This window comes from Micromonospora sp. NPDC047670 (assembly GCF_043204915.1).
Lineage (GTDB): Bacteria > Actinomycetota > Actinomycetes > Mycobacteriales > Micromonosporaceae > Micromonospora.
Genome location: NZ_JBIDDA010000010.1, coordinates 82199 through 97612 on the forward strand (window position 1 = coordinate 82199; position 15414 = coordinate 97612).

Here is a 15414-nt window from a genome sequence, read left to right on the forward strand (position 1 = left end):
TCATGCACTTTCGGCCATTGGTATGCGTGGGTCACCCTTTTGTCGGGGCAGATAGTGCAAGATCGCTGGGGCTGGGGCTGGGGCTGGGGCTGGGGCTGGGGCTGGGGCTGGGGCTGGGGCTGGGGCTGGGGCTGGGGCTGGGCCGGGATGGGGAGTGGAGTGGGCGACGGAAGAGCGCCCGCCGGCGGGGCCGGCGGGCGCTTCGTCGTACGGGTGGGCGGTCAGCCCTGGGGGGCGCTCATGGTGAGCTTCTTGATGGTGATCTCCTTCTTCGGGTGACCACCGCCGGCCTGCTGCGCGAAGGCCTTGTCGTCGCCCGCCGCCGCGACCTGCTTGACGATGTCCATGCCACCGGTGATGGTGCCCAGGACGGTGTAGTTCGGGTCCAGCGGCGAGTCGCCGTAGACGATGAAGAACTGGCTGCCCGTGCTGCCCGGCTGGCCGGAGTTGGCCATCGCGATCACGCCCTCCGGGTACGGCGGACGCTTGTCGGTGGGCAGGTTCTCCTCGGCGAGCCGGTAGCTCGGACCGCCGGTGCCGTCGGTCTCCCGCCAGCCCTTGCCGGTCGCGCTCGGGTCACCGCACTGGAGCACCTTGATGCCCTCGGTCACCAGCCGGTGGCACTTGCTGTTGTCGAAGAAGTTCTTCTCGGCCAGGTGCGTGAAGCTGCCCGCGGTGCAGGGCACCGCCGACCGGTCGACCTTGGCGGTGATCGGGCCGAGGTTGGTGTCGATCGTCATCGTCTGGGTGCCGGTGTTGGCCTGCTGGGCCGGCGGCAGCCCGACGTCCTTGATCTGCTTGGTGCGCTGGTCGGCGGGAAGCTCGGTCCACGCGCACTGCACGTGGTCGGCCGCCGGCCCCGCGGTGTCGGTCTTGTCGTCGTCGCCGCCCAGCGTGGTGGCGAGCCAGACCGTGCCGGCGATGACGAGCACCAGCACCGACGCGGCCCCCACGATCGCCTGGGTCTGCCGGCGCTTGCGGGCCCTGGCCGCCCGCTCGGCCATCTCCTTCTCGAGCCGGGCGCGGGCCGCCGCGCGCTGCCGCTCTCTGGTGGACGTCACGCCTGGATCCTCCTGGGCTTCTCTGGGCGCGGTCGGTGCCGCTGAGGTTGGTGAGGCGGCCGGGTCAGCCGGCGCTGGGGCTGGCCGCCGGGGCACCCGACGCGGACGGCGTCGGCGCCGGGGCGGACGTCACCTGCGCCACGGGCTCACCGACGGTCAGGCTCTGGATGACCACGTCGTCGTCCTTGGGCTTGACCTTGGCCCCCGTCCCATTGTCCACGGTCGGCTTGGCACCGATCTTCTCCACCACGTCGATGCCGCCGGTGACCCGGCCGATCACCGGGTACTTCGGGGTGGCCGTGGTGAAGTCCTTGAAGAAGATCAGGAACTGGCTGCCGTTGGCGCCCGGCGGGTTGGCGATCATCGCGACCGTGCCCTTCGGGTAGGTCGCGGGCTGGCCGGGCGCGGGGCTCGCCGACGGCGACGGCGCGGCGGTGGGGACGTTCTCGTCGTAGAACGAGTAGGCCGGGCCGCCCAGCCCGGTGCCGCTCGGGTCGCCGCAGCGCACCGCGCCCTCGGTGGTGATCTCGTGGCACTTGGTGTTGTCGTAGAACGACCGGCTGGCCAGGTGGGCGATGCTCGCCGCGGCGCACGGGGCGCCGGCGAGGTCGAGCTCGACGGTGACCGGCGCGCCCTGGTTGGTGGTGACCGTCATCGGGCGTACGCCGGAGGTGGGCAGCCCCTTGGTGGCCGGGGTGCCGACGTCCTTGAGGTTGGTGTTGGCCGTGGCGTCCTGCGGGGTCCAGAGGCAGACGTCCTCGGTGGCCGTGTTCTCCTTGGGGTCGTCGTCGAAGGCGCCCAGCGCCCAGGCCGAGCCGGCCACGATCAGCGCGAGGACGACGGCGACGCCGACACCGGCCTGGATCTGCCGGCGGCGCTTGGCGGCGGCGGCCCGGCGGGCGAGCTGCCGGTCGAGCTTGGCGCGCGCCAGTTTGCGCTGCCGGTCCCTGCTGGAAGCCACCCGTGCTCCCCTTCCTCTACCCTGGTCGTCACCGGTGGTCGGGCGTCCCGCGCCCGCTCGTCGGCAGGTGCGCCACGCCACACGCCCGCCAGAGTGTACGGCTACCGGCTGGGAAAGTGGTGTACGAGGTCCGGGCTGGGTCTATCGGAACGCGTCACTGTGGCCGACGGGGCCGCCGGGACGGATGCGCCGAACCCGGTCGCGCCGCCGGTTAGGCTGCTGGCAGGACCGACAGCTCGACGGAAGGGGAGCGGACGTGCTCGTGGCCGGCTTTCCCGCGGACGCCTTCGGCACCAACTGCTACGTGGTGGCCGCCGCGCCGGGGGAGCAGTGCGTGGTGGTCGACCCCGGCATCGGGGTGCTCGACCGGCTCGACGCCCTGCTGGCCGAGCATCGGCTGCACCCGGCCGCCGTGCTGCTCACCCACGGCCACCTCGACCACACTTTCTCGGTCGCGCCGGTCTGCGGCGCCCGCGGGATCACCGCGTACGTGCATCCGGGTGACCGGGAGATGCTCGCCGACCCGGCCAAGGGGCTCTCCGCGGACCTCACCTCGCTCTTCGGCGGGCGGCTGCCGTACACGGAGCCGGAGGACGTCGCCGAGCTGGCCGACGGCGCCACGCTCGCCCTCGCCGGGCTGGAGATCACCGTCGACCACGCCCCTGGCCATACCGGCGGGTCGGTGCTCTTCCGACTGCCGGCCGCCGGCTCGCCCTGGGAGGCGGAGCAGCTCTGCCTCTCCGGCGACGTCCTGTTCGCCGGCTCCATCGGCCGCACCGACCTGCCGGGCGGCAGCATGCCGACGATGCTCAGCAGCCTGCGGGACAAGATCCTCCCGCTGGCGGACGACACCGTCGTGCTGCCCGGCCACGGCCCCGCGACCACCATCGGCCGCGAGCGCGCGACCAACCCGTACCTCATCGAGGTGGCGGGTGGCGACGGCGCGCGACCGGCCGCCCCCGCCCGCGGCCTGTAGCCCGGCCGCACCGAGCCCCGCACCCGCGGCCCCCGACGGCCGCACCAGCCTTCGCCCGCGCGGACCGCGCGGGTCTGCGAACGGAGCATCATGAGCAAGCCCACGCCCATCTCCGGCTTCCCGGAGTGGACGCCCGCCCAGCGGATGATCGAGCAGTACGTCCTCGACCGGATCCGCGACACCTTCGAGCTGTACGGCTTCGCCCCGCTGGAGACCCGCGCGGTGGAGCCGCTGGACCAGCTGCTGCGCAAGGGGGAGACCTCCAAGGAGGTCTACCTGATCCGGCGGTTGCAGGCCGACGCCGACGGCCCGGCCGGCGACGACGCCCTCGGCCTGCACTTCGACCTGACCGTGCCGTTCGCCCGCTACGTGCTGGAGAACGCCGGCAAGCTCCAGTTCCCGTTCCGTCGCTACCAGATCCAGAAGGTGTGGCGGGGCGAGCGGCCGCAGGAGGGGCGCTACCGCGAGTTCCTCCAGGCCGACATCGACATCGTCGACCGCGACACGCTCGCGCCGCACCACGAGGCGGAGATGCCGCTGGTCATCGGCGACGCGCTGCGCTCGCTGCCGATCCCGCCGGTGCGCATCCAGGTCAACAACCGCAAGATCTGCGAGGGCTTCTACCGGGGCATCGGCCTGAGCGATCCCGAGGCGGCCCTGCGCGCGGTGGACAAGCTCGACAAGATCGGTCCGGCGAAGGTGGCCGAGCTGCTGGCGCAGACGGCGGGGGCGAGCGAGGCGCAGGCCAAGGCGTGCCTGGCGCTGGCGGAGATCTCCGCGCCGGACGCGTCCTTCGCCGACGCCGTACGCGCCCTGGGCGTCACCGACCCGCTGCTCGACGAGGGGATCGAGGAGCTGGTCCGGGTGGTGGAGACCGCCGCCGCGCACTCCCCGGGGCTCTGCGTGGCCGACCTGCGCATCGCCCGTGGCCTGGACTACTACACCGGCACCGTCTACGAGACGCAGATGATCGGCTACGAGCGGTTCGGCTCGATCTGCTCCGGCGGCCGGTACGACAACCTGGCCAGCTCCGGCGCCGCCCGCTTCCCGGGGGTGGGCATCTCCATCGGGGTGACCCGGCTGCTCGGGCTGCTCTTCGGCGCCGGCGCGCTGTCGGTGTCGCGGGACGTGCCGACCTGCGTCCTGGTCGCGGTCACCAGCGAGGAGCAGCGGCCGGCGAGCAACCGGGTGGCCGAGGCGCTGCGCTCGCGGGGCGTACCGACCGAGGTGTCGCCGAGCGCGGCCAAGTTCGGCAAGCAGATCCGCTACGCCGAGCGGCGGGGCATCCCGTACGTCTGGTTCCCGGGCGCGGACGGGGCCGCCGACGAGGTGAAGGACATCCGCTCCGGCGAGCAGGTCGCCGCGGCGGCGGGGGAGTGGACGCCGCCCCGGGCGGACCTCAAACCGCTGGTCAGCTGAGACGCTACTGGCGCGTACGGCCGATCGGACCTACGGTGGCGTAAGTTACGCCACCGTAGGGAGATCGTCGTGACCGTACTCAGCCAAACCGCCCTGCTCCTCGAACTCGAGCCCGTCGTCGCCAAGAACCTCGACCGGCACCTGTCCATGGCGAAGGAGTGGTTCCCGCACGAGTACGTGCCCTGGAGTGAGGGGCGCACCTTCGACGGGCCGCTGGGCGGGGAGGCGTGGGCGGAGACCGACTCGACCATCCCCGACATCGCCCGCACCGCGCTCATCGTCAACCTGCTCACCGAGGACAACCTGCCCTCGTACCACCACGAGATCGCGACGCTGTTCGGCCGGGACGGCGCCTGGGGCACCTGGGTGCACCGGTGGACCGCCGAGGAGGGGCGGCACGGCACCGCCATCCGCGACTACCTGACCGTCACCCGGGCCGTCGACCCGGTGGCCCTCGAGCGGGCGCGGATGACGCACATGTCGGCCGGCTACCAGAACGTGCACGACGACGAGGTGCTGCACTCGCTGGCGTACGTCTCGTTCCAGGAACTGGCGACCCGGATCTCGCACCGCAACACCGGCCGCGTCACCGGCGACCCGGCCTGCGAGGCGCTGCTGGCCCGGGTCGCGGCGGACGAGAACCTGCACATGGTCTTCTACCGCAACCTGCTGGCGGCGGCCTTCGAGCTGGCGCCGAGCCAGGCGATGCGGGCCGTCGCCGACGTGGTGGCCGACTTCCAGATGCCGGGCAACGGCATCGACGGCTTCGCCCGCAAGTCGGTGGCCATCGCCCTCGCCGGCATCTACGACCTGCGCCAGCACCGCGACGAGGTGCTCGTTCCGGTGCTGCGCCAGTGGGACGTGTTCAACGTGGCCGGCCTGGACGCCGACGGCGAGGCCGCCCGCGACCAGATCGCGGCCCACCTCGACGAGCTGGAGCGCGCCGCGTCCCGCTTCGAGGAGAAGCGCGCGGCCCGCGCCGCCCGCCTCGCCGCCCGCTGACCGCCGACCCTTCCGGCCCCGGGACTCCGGGCGCGGCCGTCGCTGGCTCTCTCGACGACGGCCACGCCCGGAGCGTCTCTCCACCCCCGATCCCTGCCCGCGCTCCCGCACGCTGTGCCCGGGCGAGCGCCGCGACTCCGCGTGCCGCAAGCCGACGATGCGGGACGCACGGCCGTGGGCCGACGGTGCGGCACGGACGGCCTTGGGCCGACGGTGCGGGACCGACGGAGTGGGGGGTGGGGGTCAGGCGGGTTGGTCGAGGGGGAAGAGGAGGCAGGTGGACGTGGCGTGGGCGACCAGGCGGGACTGGGCGTCGAGCAGCTTCGCCTCGGCCAGGGCCGTGCGGCGGCCCCGTTGGACGACGGTGCCCTCGCAGCGCAGCGTGCCGCTCGCGACGGTGACCGGGCGGAGGAACTTCACGTTCAGGTCCAGCGAGGTGTAGCCGACCCCGGCCGGCAGCGTGGTGTGCACCGCGCAGGCCGCCGCCGTGTCCAGCAGGGTGGAGATGACCCCGCCGTGCACGGTGCCGAGCGGGTTGTAGTGGAACTCCTGGGGGACCAGCTCGACGGCCACCCGGCCCTCGTCGGCCTCCATCCGGGATATGTCGACCAGGTGCATGATCGGCGGTGCCGCCAGCTCGCCGGCGATCATCGCGCGGAGCAGCTCCAGGCCGCCGCGCCGGCCGAGGTGCGCGGCGTTGATGCCCGGGTCGGACCACGAGAAGGTACGGCTGCGCGCCGGGCCCTGCGTCTGTGTCATGGACCCACCCTGGCAGCGCGTTGCTGAGTCTGTCAATCAGACCTAGCCTGGAGCGTATGAGACCCGCGGCACTGGACTGGTCGGTCGAGAACTGCACCATCGCCCGCGCGATGGAGGTCCTCGGCGAGCGGTGGACCCTGGTCGTCCTGCGCGAGGTCTTCAACGGCGTCCGTCGCTTCGACGACATGCGCGTGCGCACCGGCATCCCCCGGCAGGTGCTCACCAACCGGCTGGCGATGCTGGTGGAGCGGGGGGTGCTGCGGCGCGAGCCCTACCGGGAGCCGGGCAGCCGGGTGCGCCACGAGTACCGGCTGACCGAGATGGGGCTCGACCTCTGGCCGGTGCTGGTGGCCGTCCTCGGCTGGGGGGACCGCTACCTGGCCGACCCGGACGGCTCGCCGTTGACCGTCGCGCACCGTGACTGCGGCGCGCAGGTGCGCGTCGAGCTGCGCTGCGAGCGCGGGCACGAGGTGGCCCGGCCCCGCGACGTGGTGCCGCGACCGGGGCCCGGGGCGCGCCGCCGCGCCGGGTGAGGCCGGCACGGCGACGCGCGGACGGTGGTCGCCGTCCGCGCGTCAGGACCGGCCTGTCACCAGCCGAATCCGGCGGCGTACGAGACGCTCGCCAGGACCCGCTGCCCGCTGGCGTTCGGGTGGAAGTAGTCCCAGGTGGAGAGCTGGCTGAGGGTGAACGGGTAGCCGAACACGGCGTTGTCGTCGAAGTCGCAGTTCGGGCCGTACGCGGCGCAGGCCTGGGCGAGCTGCGTGTTGTAGTCGACGACCCGCTGGCGTACGCGGTTGCGCCGGTCCACGTCCGCCTGCGCCGTGGAGGTCGGGTTGGCGAGCATCGACTGGCAGACGTCGAACAGGGACCAGGCGCTGCGGGCGCTGCCGCTGTCCTTGCCGACCGACCAGAGCCGGTGGATGTCCGGCACGCTGATCAGCTGCACCCGGGCGTCGGGTAGTCCGGCCTTGAGGCGGTTGAGCGCGGCGTCGATGTTGGCCCGGTAGGTGGCCACCGGCGTCATCCCCGCCTCCGTGCCGGTGCAGGCGTCGTTGGCGCCGATCAGCATCGTGACGTAGCCGACGCCCTGGCTGACGGCGGTGCCGGCCTGGCCGTACATGTCGGCGGACTTCGCGCCGCTGCGCGCGTCGTTGTGGTTGCGGCCGTCGATGGCCGGATTGGTCGCGCGGATGCGCAGGTAGTGACTGTTCACCGTGGAGTTGTCACCGGTGCTGAACGACCGGGAGGTGCAGTCGACGTACCAGCCGCAGGCGTTGAAGCCGCGCGTGATCGAGTCGCCGAGGCTGGCCATCGAGGTCGGTGGCGGGCCGGGGTCGGCGGCGGCCGGGGTGGCGGCCGGCAGGACGAGGGCGGTGGCTACGGCGAGGGGGACGAGCAGTCGTCGGAAGGGCTTCACGGTGGCCTCCGGATCGCGGGTGCCGAGGGTGGCGGTGCGGTGAACAGAGCGTATAGACGTGCGTCTGTGTCCACAATGTTTCCGGCCGGCGACGGAAGCAGCCGGGGCGAAAAGGACAAAGTCGGGTCTTGCCTACGATCTTAAGTATGTGAATACTTCACTCAGCTCGGCCGGTTTCCCCAGATCGGCCGGCATGGTCCCCGGTCCCGTCGCCCCCGACGCGGGCCCGTCACCCCCTCCCTGGAGGTTGTTGCATGCGACCCACGAGGTCCTCGCTCCGTCGTGCCGCCACCATCGCCGCGGCCGGAGCCCTGGTCGCCGGCTCGCTGATCGGCGCGCCCGCCCAGGCCGCACCCGCGTTCGCCTCGCCGGACGCCGCCGCCGGTCTCGCCGAGCGCCTCGGCGACCGGTCCGCCGGTGCGTACGCCGACGCCAGCGGCAAGATGGTCGTCACCGTGACCGACGCCGCCGCGGCCCGCCAGGTCAGCGCCGCCGGCGCGACCCCGAAGATCGTCAAGCGCGGCGCCGACGAGCTGGCCCGCGCCACCGCGGAGCTGGACCGCTCCGCGAAGATCCCCGGCACCGCCTGGTGGACCGACCCGGCCACCAACCAGGTCGTCGTCTCCGTCGACAGCACGGTCACCGGCGCCAAGCTGGAGCGCGTCAAGGCCGCCGCCGCGCGGATGAACGGCGCGATCCGCATCGAGGCCGAGGCCGGCGTGCTGAGCACCCGGATCTCCGGCGGCCAGGCCATCTACGCCGGTGGCGGCGGCCGCTGCTCCCTCGGCTTCAACGTCCGCAGCGGCACCACCTACTACTTCCTGACCGCCGGGCACTGCACCAACATCTCCTCCAGCTGGTACAGCAACTCCGCCCAGACGAACCTGCTCGGCACCCGCACCGGCAGCAGCTTCCCGGGCAACGACTACGGCATCGTGCGGCACAACAACTCCGCCAACGCGGCCGGCGACGTCTACCTCTACAACGGCAGCTACCGCGACATCACCGCCGCCGGCAACGCGTACGTCGGCCAGTCCGTGCAGCGCTCCGGCAGCACCACCGGCCTGCGCGGCGGCTCGGTGACCGCGCTCAACGCCACGGTGAACTACGCCGAGGGCTCGGTCTCCGGCCTGATCCGCACCAACGTCTGCGCGGAGCCGGGCGACAGCGGCGGCTCGCTGTTCAGCGGCTCCACCGCCCTGGGCCTCACCTCCGGCGGCAGCGGCAACTGCCGGACCGGTGGCACCACCTACTTCCAGCCGGTCACCGAGGCGCTGAGCCGCTACGGCGTCAGCATCTTCTGACCGGTCGCACGCCAGCGGGCCGCCGGATCCTCCGGCGGCCCGCCCGCGTGCCCGGGCCCGGTTCGCCGGACTGGAGCGGGTCGGCCGGGGTACGTTCCGGTCGGTGAGCGCCCCCGTGACCCCGCCCGCCGAACCCGCCGCGTCCGCCTGGGCCCCGCTGCGGCTCGCCGCGTTCCGCAGCCTCTGGCTGGCGGTGCTGGCCAGCAACGTGGGCACCTGGATGCAGACCGTCGGCGCGCAGTGGCTGCTCGTCGACGAGGCCAACGCCTCGACGTTGGTGTCGCTGGTGCAGACCGCCAGCATGCTGCCCGTGCTGCTGCTCGCCCTGCCCGCCGGCGCGCTGGCCGACACCCTGGACCGCCGCCGGCTGCTGATCGGCGTGCAGTGCTTCCTGGCCGCCGTCGGCGTACTGCTGACCGGGCTCACCGCCGCGGACCGGATGCCGCCGGCGCTGCTGCTCACCCTCACCTTCGCCCTCGGCGTCGGTCAGGCGCTGACCCTGCCGGCGTGGCAGGCGGTCATCCCCGAGCTGGTGCCCCGGTCACAGCTCGTCTCCGCCTCGGCGCTCGGCTCGATCAGCGTGAACCTGGCCCGCGCGGTCGGGCCGGCCGTGGCGGGCGTGCTGGTGGCCCGGGCCGGCGTCGCGACCGTCTTCGCCGTCAACGCGGTGTCGTTCGCCGTCTTCGCGCTGGCCCTGCTGCGCTGGCGGCCGGAGCGGCCCCAGGGCGACGACCTGCCGGAGCGGTTCACCGCCGCGTTGCGCGCCGGCGGCCGGTACGTGCGGCACTCGCCGGTGGTCCGCCGGATCCTGCTGCGCGCGGCGCTGTTCGTGGTGCCCGGCAGCGCACTGTGGGCCCTGCTGCCCCTGGTCGCCAGCCGCCGCCTGCACCTGGGCGCCGGCGGGTACGGCGTGCTGCTCGCCGCCCTCGGCGTCGGCGCGGTGGTCGGCGCCCTCGTGCTGCCGCGGCTCCGGCAGGCGCTCACCACCAGCCGGCTCCTCCTGCTGGCCGGGCTGGTCTACGCCGCCGTCCTGGGGGTGCTCGCCCTCGCGCCGGGGCCGGTGCCGGTCACCCTGGCCCTGGTGCCCGCCGGGATGGCCTGGATGACCGTGCTGTCCAGCGTCAACGCCGCGATGCAGCTCTTCCTGCCCGGCTGGGTACGCGCCCGCGGGCTCTCGGTCTACCAGATGGTCTTCGCCGGTGGGCAGGCGCTCGGCGCGGTGGCCTGGGGCACCCTGGGCGAGATGACCGGCCTCGTGGTCGCGCTCGCCGTGGCGGCGGCGCTGATGGCGGCCGGCGCGGCGACCGTGCCGTTCTGGCCGCTGCGCGACACCCGGGGCATCAACCGCGACCCGGCCGTGTGGTGGCCCGAGCCGCACCTGACGCTGCCCGCGGACCCGCGCACCGGCCCGGTGCTGGTGACCGTCTCGTACACGGTGCCGCCCGAGCGGCAGGCCGAGTTCGTCGAGGCGATGCGGCTGGTGGGCCGGTCGCGCCGGCGTACCGGAGCGATGCGGTGGGGGCTGTTCCGCACGGGGGAGCGGGAGCACGGCTTCGTCGAGGTCTACCAGGTGCCGTCCTGGGAGGAGCACCTGCGCCAGCACGGCGGCCGGCTCACCGGCGCGGACCGTGGGGCGGAGGAGCGCGCCCGGGCGCTGACCGTCGGGGACGTCGTGGTGAACCACCTGCTCCCCGCCGACCCGCGCGACTGACCAGGCCGGTCAAATACGGCTGACGGTGGCGCCGGTGAAGACGATCGATCCACCCGGGTACTGACACTGGACCCGCAGGATCAGCTCGTCGGCGCCCTCGACGTCCGCGACGAGCTCGCGAGGGGTGGCCATGCGCGCGTCGAACTGCTGCCCCCGCGTCAGCCGGGAGACGGTGCCGTCGGCTTTGCGTATTGCAACTTGCGCATAGACGAGCACCACGCCCTCGCGATCATCGGGTGACGGAAAGTGCGGCCGGACGGTCGCCTTCAGGTCGAGGAAACGACGCTGCAACCGGAAGGCGACGTCCCGCTGCTTGTCCGCACCGGCATTTGTCGGACAACCGACGACGATTGGCCGTTCGTATTCCGGACGGTCGGCCAGTTGTCGTGGCAGTTTGACGAGATTGGCGGAGCCGGCCTCGACCGGCAGCGTGTCCAACGGGACGGTCGCCGGCGGAAAAGCCTGCGGGCTGGTGGCCGGCCCGGCTGCGGTGGACTGTGCCGAACCCGCCACCGACACGCCGGTCGCCGCCGCGGACGGGGCCGCGGTCTCCGGCCCGACTCGCCAGTCGAACACGTCCCGCGCGAGCGCGAGCGCCGCGAACAGCACCCCCACCGCGGTGAACACCGCGGCCACCCGTGCGCCCCGGCCCGCCGATGGCTCCCGGTCCGACGGCGGCGTCGGTGCCTGGCTGGAACTCGTCATGTCCGGCGTTGTCCTTCCACCGTGGCGAAGTGCGGCGCGGATGTTGACGGGCATCGTCTCGCCGCGTTGGCGAAGAATACTCCGCCCGGGCCGTGGCGGGTTGCTGATACCGTGCCGACCCGGAACACCGAGAACTGCCGGCCCGGCCCTCCCGAATTGACCTCTGCCATTGCAGGAGGTAGTAGGCGTGAACCAGCCCGACAATCAGCGGGAATCGTCCCCGCACCCACCCACCCCTGCCACCCGTCAACCGCACGGAATGACGCCTCCCGCGCCGCCGAAGGGTGGCGCCGGGGCTCCGCAGCCGCCGGTGCCGCCCGGGGCGCCTGCCGCACCCCCGTTCGGGCCGCACCGTGGCGGCTCCGGGGTCACCCGGTTCGGCGTACTGGTGATCGGCATCGCGTCGCTGGCCCTGCTGGCCGCCCTCGGGTCCGCCGTCCTCTCCTGGCGGGCGCTCGACCAGGCGAACACGGCCCGGGACATCGCGTCGGCCCGCTCGCCGGTCGCCGCGCCCCCCGCTGCGCCCGTCGGCGGCGGCGCGTCGCCGTCAGCGGAGCCGGCCGGATCGGCGCCCACGCCCGACGGTGGGGGCGCGCCGGGGGAGGCGCCGCGCTCGCCGGGGGAGCCCCCCGAACTCAACGCACAGACCGTCTACGAGCCGTGGTACGAGGCGCAGAGCCTTACCCTCAAGCCGGCGGAGTGCTTCACCGAGATGCGCGTCGACCTCGACGAGCCGCGCGCCAACGTCGGCTCCAACGGCTCGGAACTCACGCTGCATCCCGGCTGTCAGGCGGGGGCGCCGTACGTGCTGTTGGGCACCGGGGTGGAGGGCAGTGAGGCGGCGCGCGCCGGGATGAGGCCGCAGGAGTGCGCGGAGGCGATCCGTGCCGCGCCCATCGCCGAGAACGCGGAGGTGCCGCTGCGCAAGGGCGCCTGGCTCTGCATCCGTACCAGCTTCAGGGAAGCCCGGGAGCGTCGCGACGAGTGGCGGACGGTGCTGGTCGAGGTCGTCTCGATCAGCAACGACCGGGCGGTGGTCGTCAAGGCGAGCGCCTGGAACATCCGGGAGGACTGAGGCGCCGGGCCCGGCGTGCCGTCGTCGAGCCGCCCGTCGACGCGGCACGGAGCACGAGCGCGTCGACGGGTGGCGCGGACCTCCGCCCGGGGAGGCTGACAGAATGCCAGGGGTAACGGTGGACCGCAGATGAGGAGACGCAAGTCGTGATCCGTACCCATGACGCCGGCAGCCTGCGCGCGACGGACGCCGGCACCACGGTGACGCTCGCCGGCTGGGTGGCCCGCCGGCGTGACCACGGCGGCGTGATCTTCGTGGACCTGCGTGACGGCTCCGGCGTGGTCCAGGTGGTGTTCCGCGAGGAGGACGCGCACGCGCTGCGCAACGAGTTCTGCGTCCGGGTGACCGGCGAGGTGACCCGCCGCCCCGAGGGCAACGAGAACCCGGAGCTGCCGACCGGCGAGATCGAGGTGACCGCCGCCGAGCTGGAAGTGCTCTCCGAGGCGGCGCCGCTGCCGCTGCCGGTGGACGACCAGGTCGAGGCCGGCGACGACATCCGGCTGCGCTACCGCTACCTCGACCTGCGCCGCAGCGGCCCGGCGAAGGCGATGCGGCTGCGCTCGCGGGCCAACCAGCTCGCCCGCGCGGTGCTGCACGAGCGGGACTTCCTGGAGATCGAGACCCCGACCCTGACCCGGTCCACCCCGGAGGGTGCTCGCGACTTCCTGGTGCCGGTGCGCCTGCAGCCCGGCAGCTGGTACGCGCTGCCGCAGTCGCCGCAGCTGTTCAAGCAGCTGCTGATGGTCGGCGGCATGGAGCGGTACTACCAGATCGCCCGCTGCTACCGCGACGAGGACTTCCGCGCCGACCGGCAGCCGGAGTTCACCCAGCTCGACATCGAGATGTCCTTCGTCACCGAGGACGACGTGATCGACCTCGGCGAGGCGATCGTCGCGGCGCTCTGGAAGGACCTGGCCGGCCACGAGATCTCCCGGCCGATCCCGCGCATCACCTGGCACGACGCCATGGCCCGGTACGGCTCCGACAAGCCGGACCTGCGCTACGGCGTCGAGCTGACCGAGCTGACCGACTACCTGCGCGGCACCGAGTTCCGGGTCTTCGCCGGGGCGATCGACGCCGGCGGCTACGTCGGCGCGGTGGTCATGCCGGGCGGCGCGTCGCAGAGCCGCAAGGAACTGGACGGCTGGCAGGACTGGGCGAAGGCGCGCGGCGCGCGCGGCCTGGCGTACGTGGTGCTCGACGCCGAGACCGGCGAGGCGCGCGGGCCGGTGGCGAAGAACCTCTCCGCCGAGCACCTGGGCGGGCTCGCCGACGCGGTCGGCGCCAAGCCGGGCGACGCGGTCTTCTTCGCCGCCAGCACGAACACCCGCGAGGCGCAGGAGCTGCTCGGCGCGGCCCGCATCGAGATCGCCAAGCGGGCCGGGCTGGTCGACGAGAACGCCTGGGCGTTCTGCTGGGTGGTCGACGCGCCGATGTTCGAGCGCACCGACGAGGGCGGCTGGACCGCCGTGCACCACCCGTTCACCTCGCCGAACGCCGAGTGGGTCGACCGGTTCGAGGAGGCGCCGGACCGCGCGCTGGCCTACGCGTACGACATCGTCTGCAACGGCAACGAGATCGGTGGCGGCTCGATCCGTATCCACCGGGGTGACGTGCAGAAGCGGGTCTTCGACCTGCTCGGCATCACCCCCGAGGAGGCGCAGGACAAGTTCGGCTTCCTGCTGGAGGCGTTCAAGTACGGCGCCCCGCCGCACGGCGGCATCGCCTTCGGCTGGGACCGGGTCTGCATGCTCCTCGCCGGCGCGGACTCGATCCGCGAGGTGATCGCCTTCCCGAAGACCCGGGGCGGCTTCGACCCGCTGACGGGCGCGCCGACGCCCATCACCACCCAGCAGCGCGCCGAGGCCGGCATCGACGCCAAGCCGAAGCCGGCCGCCGCGCCGCACACCGGCACGGCCGGCCCGGCCGCCCGGGTCGCCGACCCGACCTGACCGGTTCCGGCCCGGTTCCCCGCCGAACCGGGAGGCTTGCGTCATGATTCGCCAAGCGCCCTGACGCGGGCCTCCCGGCGCGGGACGGTCGCCTCGGCGGGCCGGGGCGACGTCGCCGGCCCGGGCCCGGAGGCGTGGAGTCGGCCCGGGCGGCGAGTCGGGTCCGGGGCGCCGACGCGAGGAGAGGGGGCGGCGTGACGCTGCTCGTGGTGGGGGCCAGCGGGCACCTCGGCGGTGAGGTCTGCCGGCAGGCGGTCGCGGCGGGGGAGCGGGTGGTCGGGACGTACCACTCGGGCGGGGTGGAGGTGCCGGGCGTCGACGCGCGCCGGCTGGACGTGACGGACCGGGCCGCGGTGCGCGACCTGGTCGCCCGGGTCCGCCCCGACGCCGTGGTCAGCACCCCCTACCGGTACGCGGAGTGGACGGTGACCGCCGACGGCGCGGCCCATGTCGCGTACGCGGTCGCCGAGGTCGGGGCGCGGCTGGTGCACCTGTCCAGCGACGCGCTGCACGCCGGCCGCCCCGAGCCGTACGCCGACGACGAGCCGCCCAGCCCGGTCTTCCCGTACGGGGCGGCGAAGGCGGCGGCCGAGACCGCCGTGCGGGCGATCGATCCGGGCGCGGCGCTGGTGCGCACCTCGCTGATCGTGGGCGACGAGCGGAGCAAGCAGATCCGGCTCTGCCTCGACGCCCTCGCCGGGCGGGCCGCCCTGTTCACCGACGAGATCCGGTGCCCGGTCGACGTCGCCGACCTGGCCGCCGCCGTCCTCGACCTGGCCGGCAACACGTACGCCGGCCCGCTCAACGTGGCCGGGCCGGACGCGGTGAGCCGGGCCGAGATGGGGCTGCTCGTGGCCGCCCGGTTCGGCCTCGACCCGGCGGGGCTGAAGACCACCACCAGCGCCTCCTCGGGCCTGGTCCGCCCCGCCGAGGTGCGCCTCGACTCGTCCCGCGCCGCCGCCCTGCTGCCGACCCGCCTGCGCGGCATCCGCGAACTGCTCGCCGCCTGACCCGCCCGGCCACCGCGCCGGCTGGCTGCTCGCCGGCCCACGATCCACGTCGCCGACAG

At 73.7% G+C, this 15414-nt stretch carries 14 protein-coding genes; 9 read left to right on the forward strand and 5 right to left on the reverse strand.

The genetic code is table 11. The features are described from left to right. Window positions 1–221: 221 nt before the first annotated feature. Entirely contained in the window at window positions 222–1061 is an 840-nt protein-coding gene (locus tag ACGF7U_RS23040) for a peptidylprolyl isomerase (RefSeq protein ID WP_393109790.1), read from the reverse strand. A 64-nt stretch (window positions 1062–1125) separates the two neighbouring features. After that, window positions 1126–2022: a peptidylprolyl isomerase gene (locus ACGF7U_RS23045; protein WP_393109792.1), complete on the reverse strand. Its 897-nt coding sequence runs from the start codon at window positions 2020–2022 to the stop codon at window positions 1126–1128. 256 nt (window positions 2023–2278) lie between these two features. Between ACGF7U_RS23045 and ACGF7U_RS23050 the strand changes: the two genes are divergently transcribed. From ACGF7U_RS23050 to ACGF7U_RS23060, 3 genes are all read left to right on the forward strand, one after another. After that, window positions 2279–2998: an MBL fold metallo-hydrolase gene (locus ACGF7U_RS23050; protein ID WP_393109794.1), complete on the forward strand. Its 720-nt coding sequence runs from the start codon at window positions 2279–2281 to the stop codon at window positions 2996–2998. A 90-nt stretch (window positions 2999–3088) separates the two neighbouring features. Beyond that, window positions 3089–4417 (forward strand): histidine--tRNA ligase, encoded by a 1329-nt coding sequence (hisS, locus tag ACGF7U_RS23055; RefSeq protein WP_393109796.1) that lies wholly within the window; start codon window positions 3089–3091, stop codon window positions 4415–4417. Window positions 4418–4486: 69 nt separating this feature from the next. Beyond that, a complete protein-coding gene (locus tag ACGF7U_RS23060; protein WP_393109798.1) occupies window positions 4487–5419 on the forward strand; it encodes an acyl-ACP desaturase in 933 nt (310 codons plus the stop codon). 243 nt (window positions 5420–5662) lie between these two features. Here the strand turns inward: ACGF7U_RS23060 and ACGF7U_RS23065 are convergent, their stop codons facing one another. Then, on the reverse strand, window positions 5663–6178 hold the full coding sequence (locus ACGF7U_RS23065) for a PaaI family thioesterase (RefSeq protein WP_393109800.1): 516 nt from the start codon (window positions 6176–6178) through the stop codon (window positions 5663–5665). Window positions 6179–6234: 56 nt separating this feature from the next. Between ACGF7U_RS23065 and ACGF7U_RS23070 the strand changes: the two genes are divergently transcribed. After that, the gene (locus tag ACGF7U_RS23070; protein WP_393109802.1) at window positions 6235–6711 is read left to right on the forward strand and encodes a winged helix-turn-helix transcriptional regulator; all 477 of its coding nucleotides are present in this window, start codon (window positions 6235–6237) and stop codon (window positions 6709–6711) included. Between the two features lie 56 nt (window positions 6712–6767). Here the strand turns inward: ACGF7U_RS23070 and ACGF7U_RS23075 are convergent, their stop codons facing one another. Next, a complete protein-coding gene (locus ACGF7U_RS23075) occupies window positions 6768–7598 on the reverse strand; it encodes a GDSL-type esterase/lipase family protein (RefSeq protein ID WP_393109804.1) in 831 nt (276 codons plus the stop codon). 254 nt (window positions 7599–7852) lie between these two features. Between ACGF7U_RS23075 and ACGF7U_RS23080 the strand changes: the two genes are divergently transcribed. Both ACGF7U_RS23080 and ACGF7U_RS23085 read left to right on the forward strand, forming a co-directional pair. Continuing rightward, on the forward strand, window positions 7853–8902 hold the full coding sequence (locus ACGF7U_RS23080) for a S1 family peptidase (RefSeq protein WP_393109806.1): 1050 nt from the start codon (window positions 7853–7855) through the stop codon (window positions 8900–8902). A gap of 103 nt (window positions 8903–9005) precedes the next feature. After that, window positions 9006–10613: an MFS transporter gene (locus tag ACGF7U_RS23085; protein ID WP_393109808.1), complete on the forward strand. Its 1608-nt coding sequence runs from the start codon at window positions 9006–9008 to the stop codon at window positions 10611–10613. Between the two features lie 9 nt (window positions 10614–10622). On the opposite strand, the gene ACGF7U_RS23090 is transcribed toward ACGF7U_RS23085, so the two are convergent. After that, window positions 10623–11318, reverse strand: coding sequence for a hypothetical protein (locus tag ACGF7U_RS23090; RefSeq protein ID WP_393109810.1), 696 nt, complete (start codon window positions 11316–11318; stop codon window positions 10623–10625). Between the two features lie 388 nt (window positions 11319–11706). Here ACGF7U_RS23090 and ACGF7U_RS23095 point away from each other — a divergent pair, with 388 nt between their 5' ends. From ACGF7U_RS23095 to ACGF7U_RS23105, 3 genes are all read left to right on the forward strand, one after another. After that, window positions 11707–12393: a hypothetical protein gene (locus tag ACGF7U_RS23095; protein WP_393109812.1), complete on the forward strand. Its 687-nt coding sequence runs from the start codon at window positions 11707–11709 to the stop codon at window positions 12391–12393. Between the two features lie 146 nt (window positions 12394–12539). After that, complete coding sequence (gene aspS / locus ACGF7U_RS23100; RefSeq protein WP_393109814.1) at window positions 12540–14345, forward strand: aspartate--tRNA ligase; 1806 nt, start codon at window positions 12540–12542, stop codon at window positions 14343–14345. A gap of 194 nt (window positions 14346–14539) precedes the next feature. After that, window positions 14540–15355 (forward strand): SDR family oxidoreductase, encoded by an 816-nt coding sequence (locus ACGF7U_RS23105; protein ID WP_393109816.1) that lies wholly within the window; start codon window positions 14540–14542, stop codon window positions 15353–15355. Window positions 15356–15414: the final 59 nt, after the last annotated feature.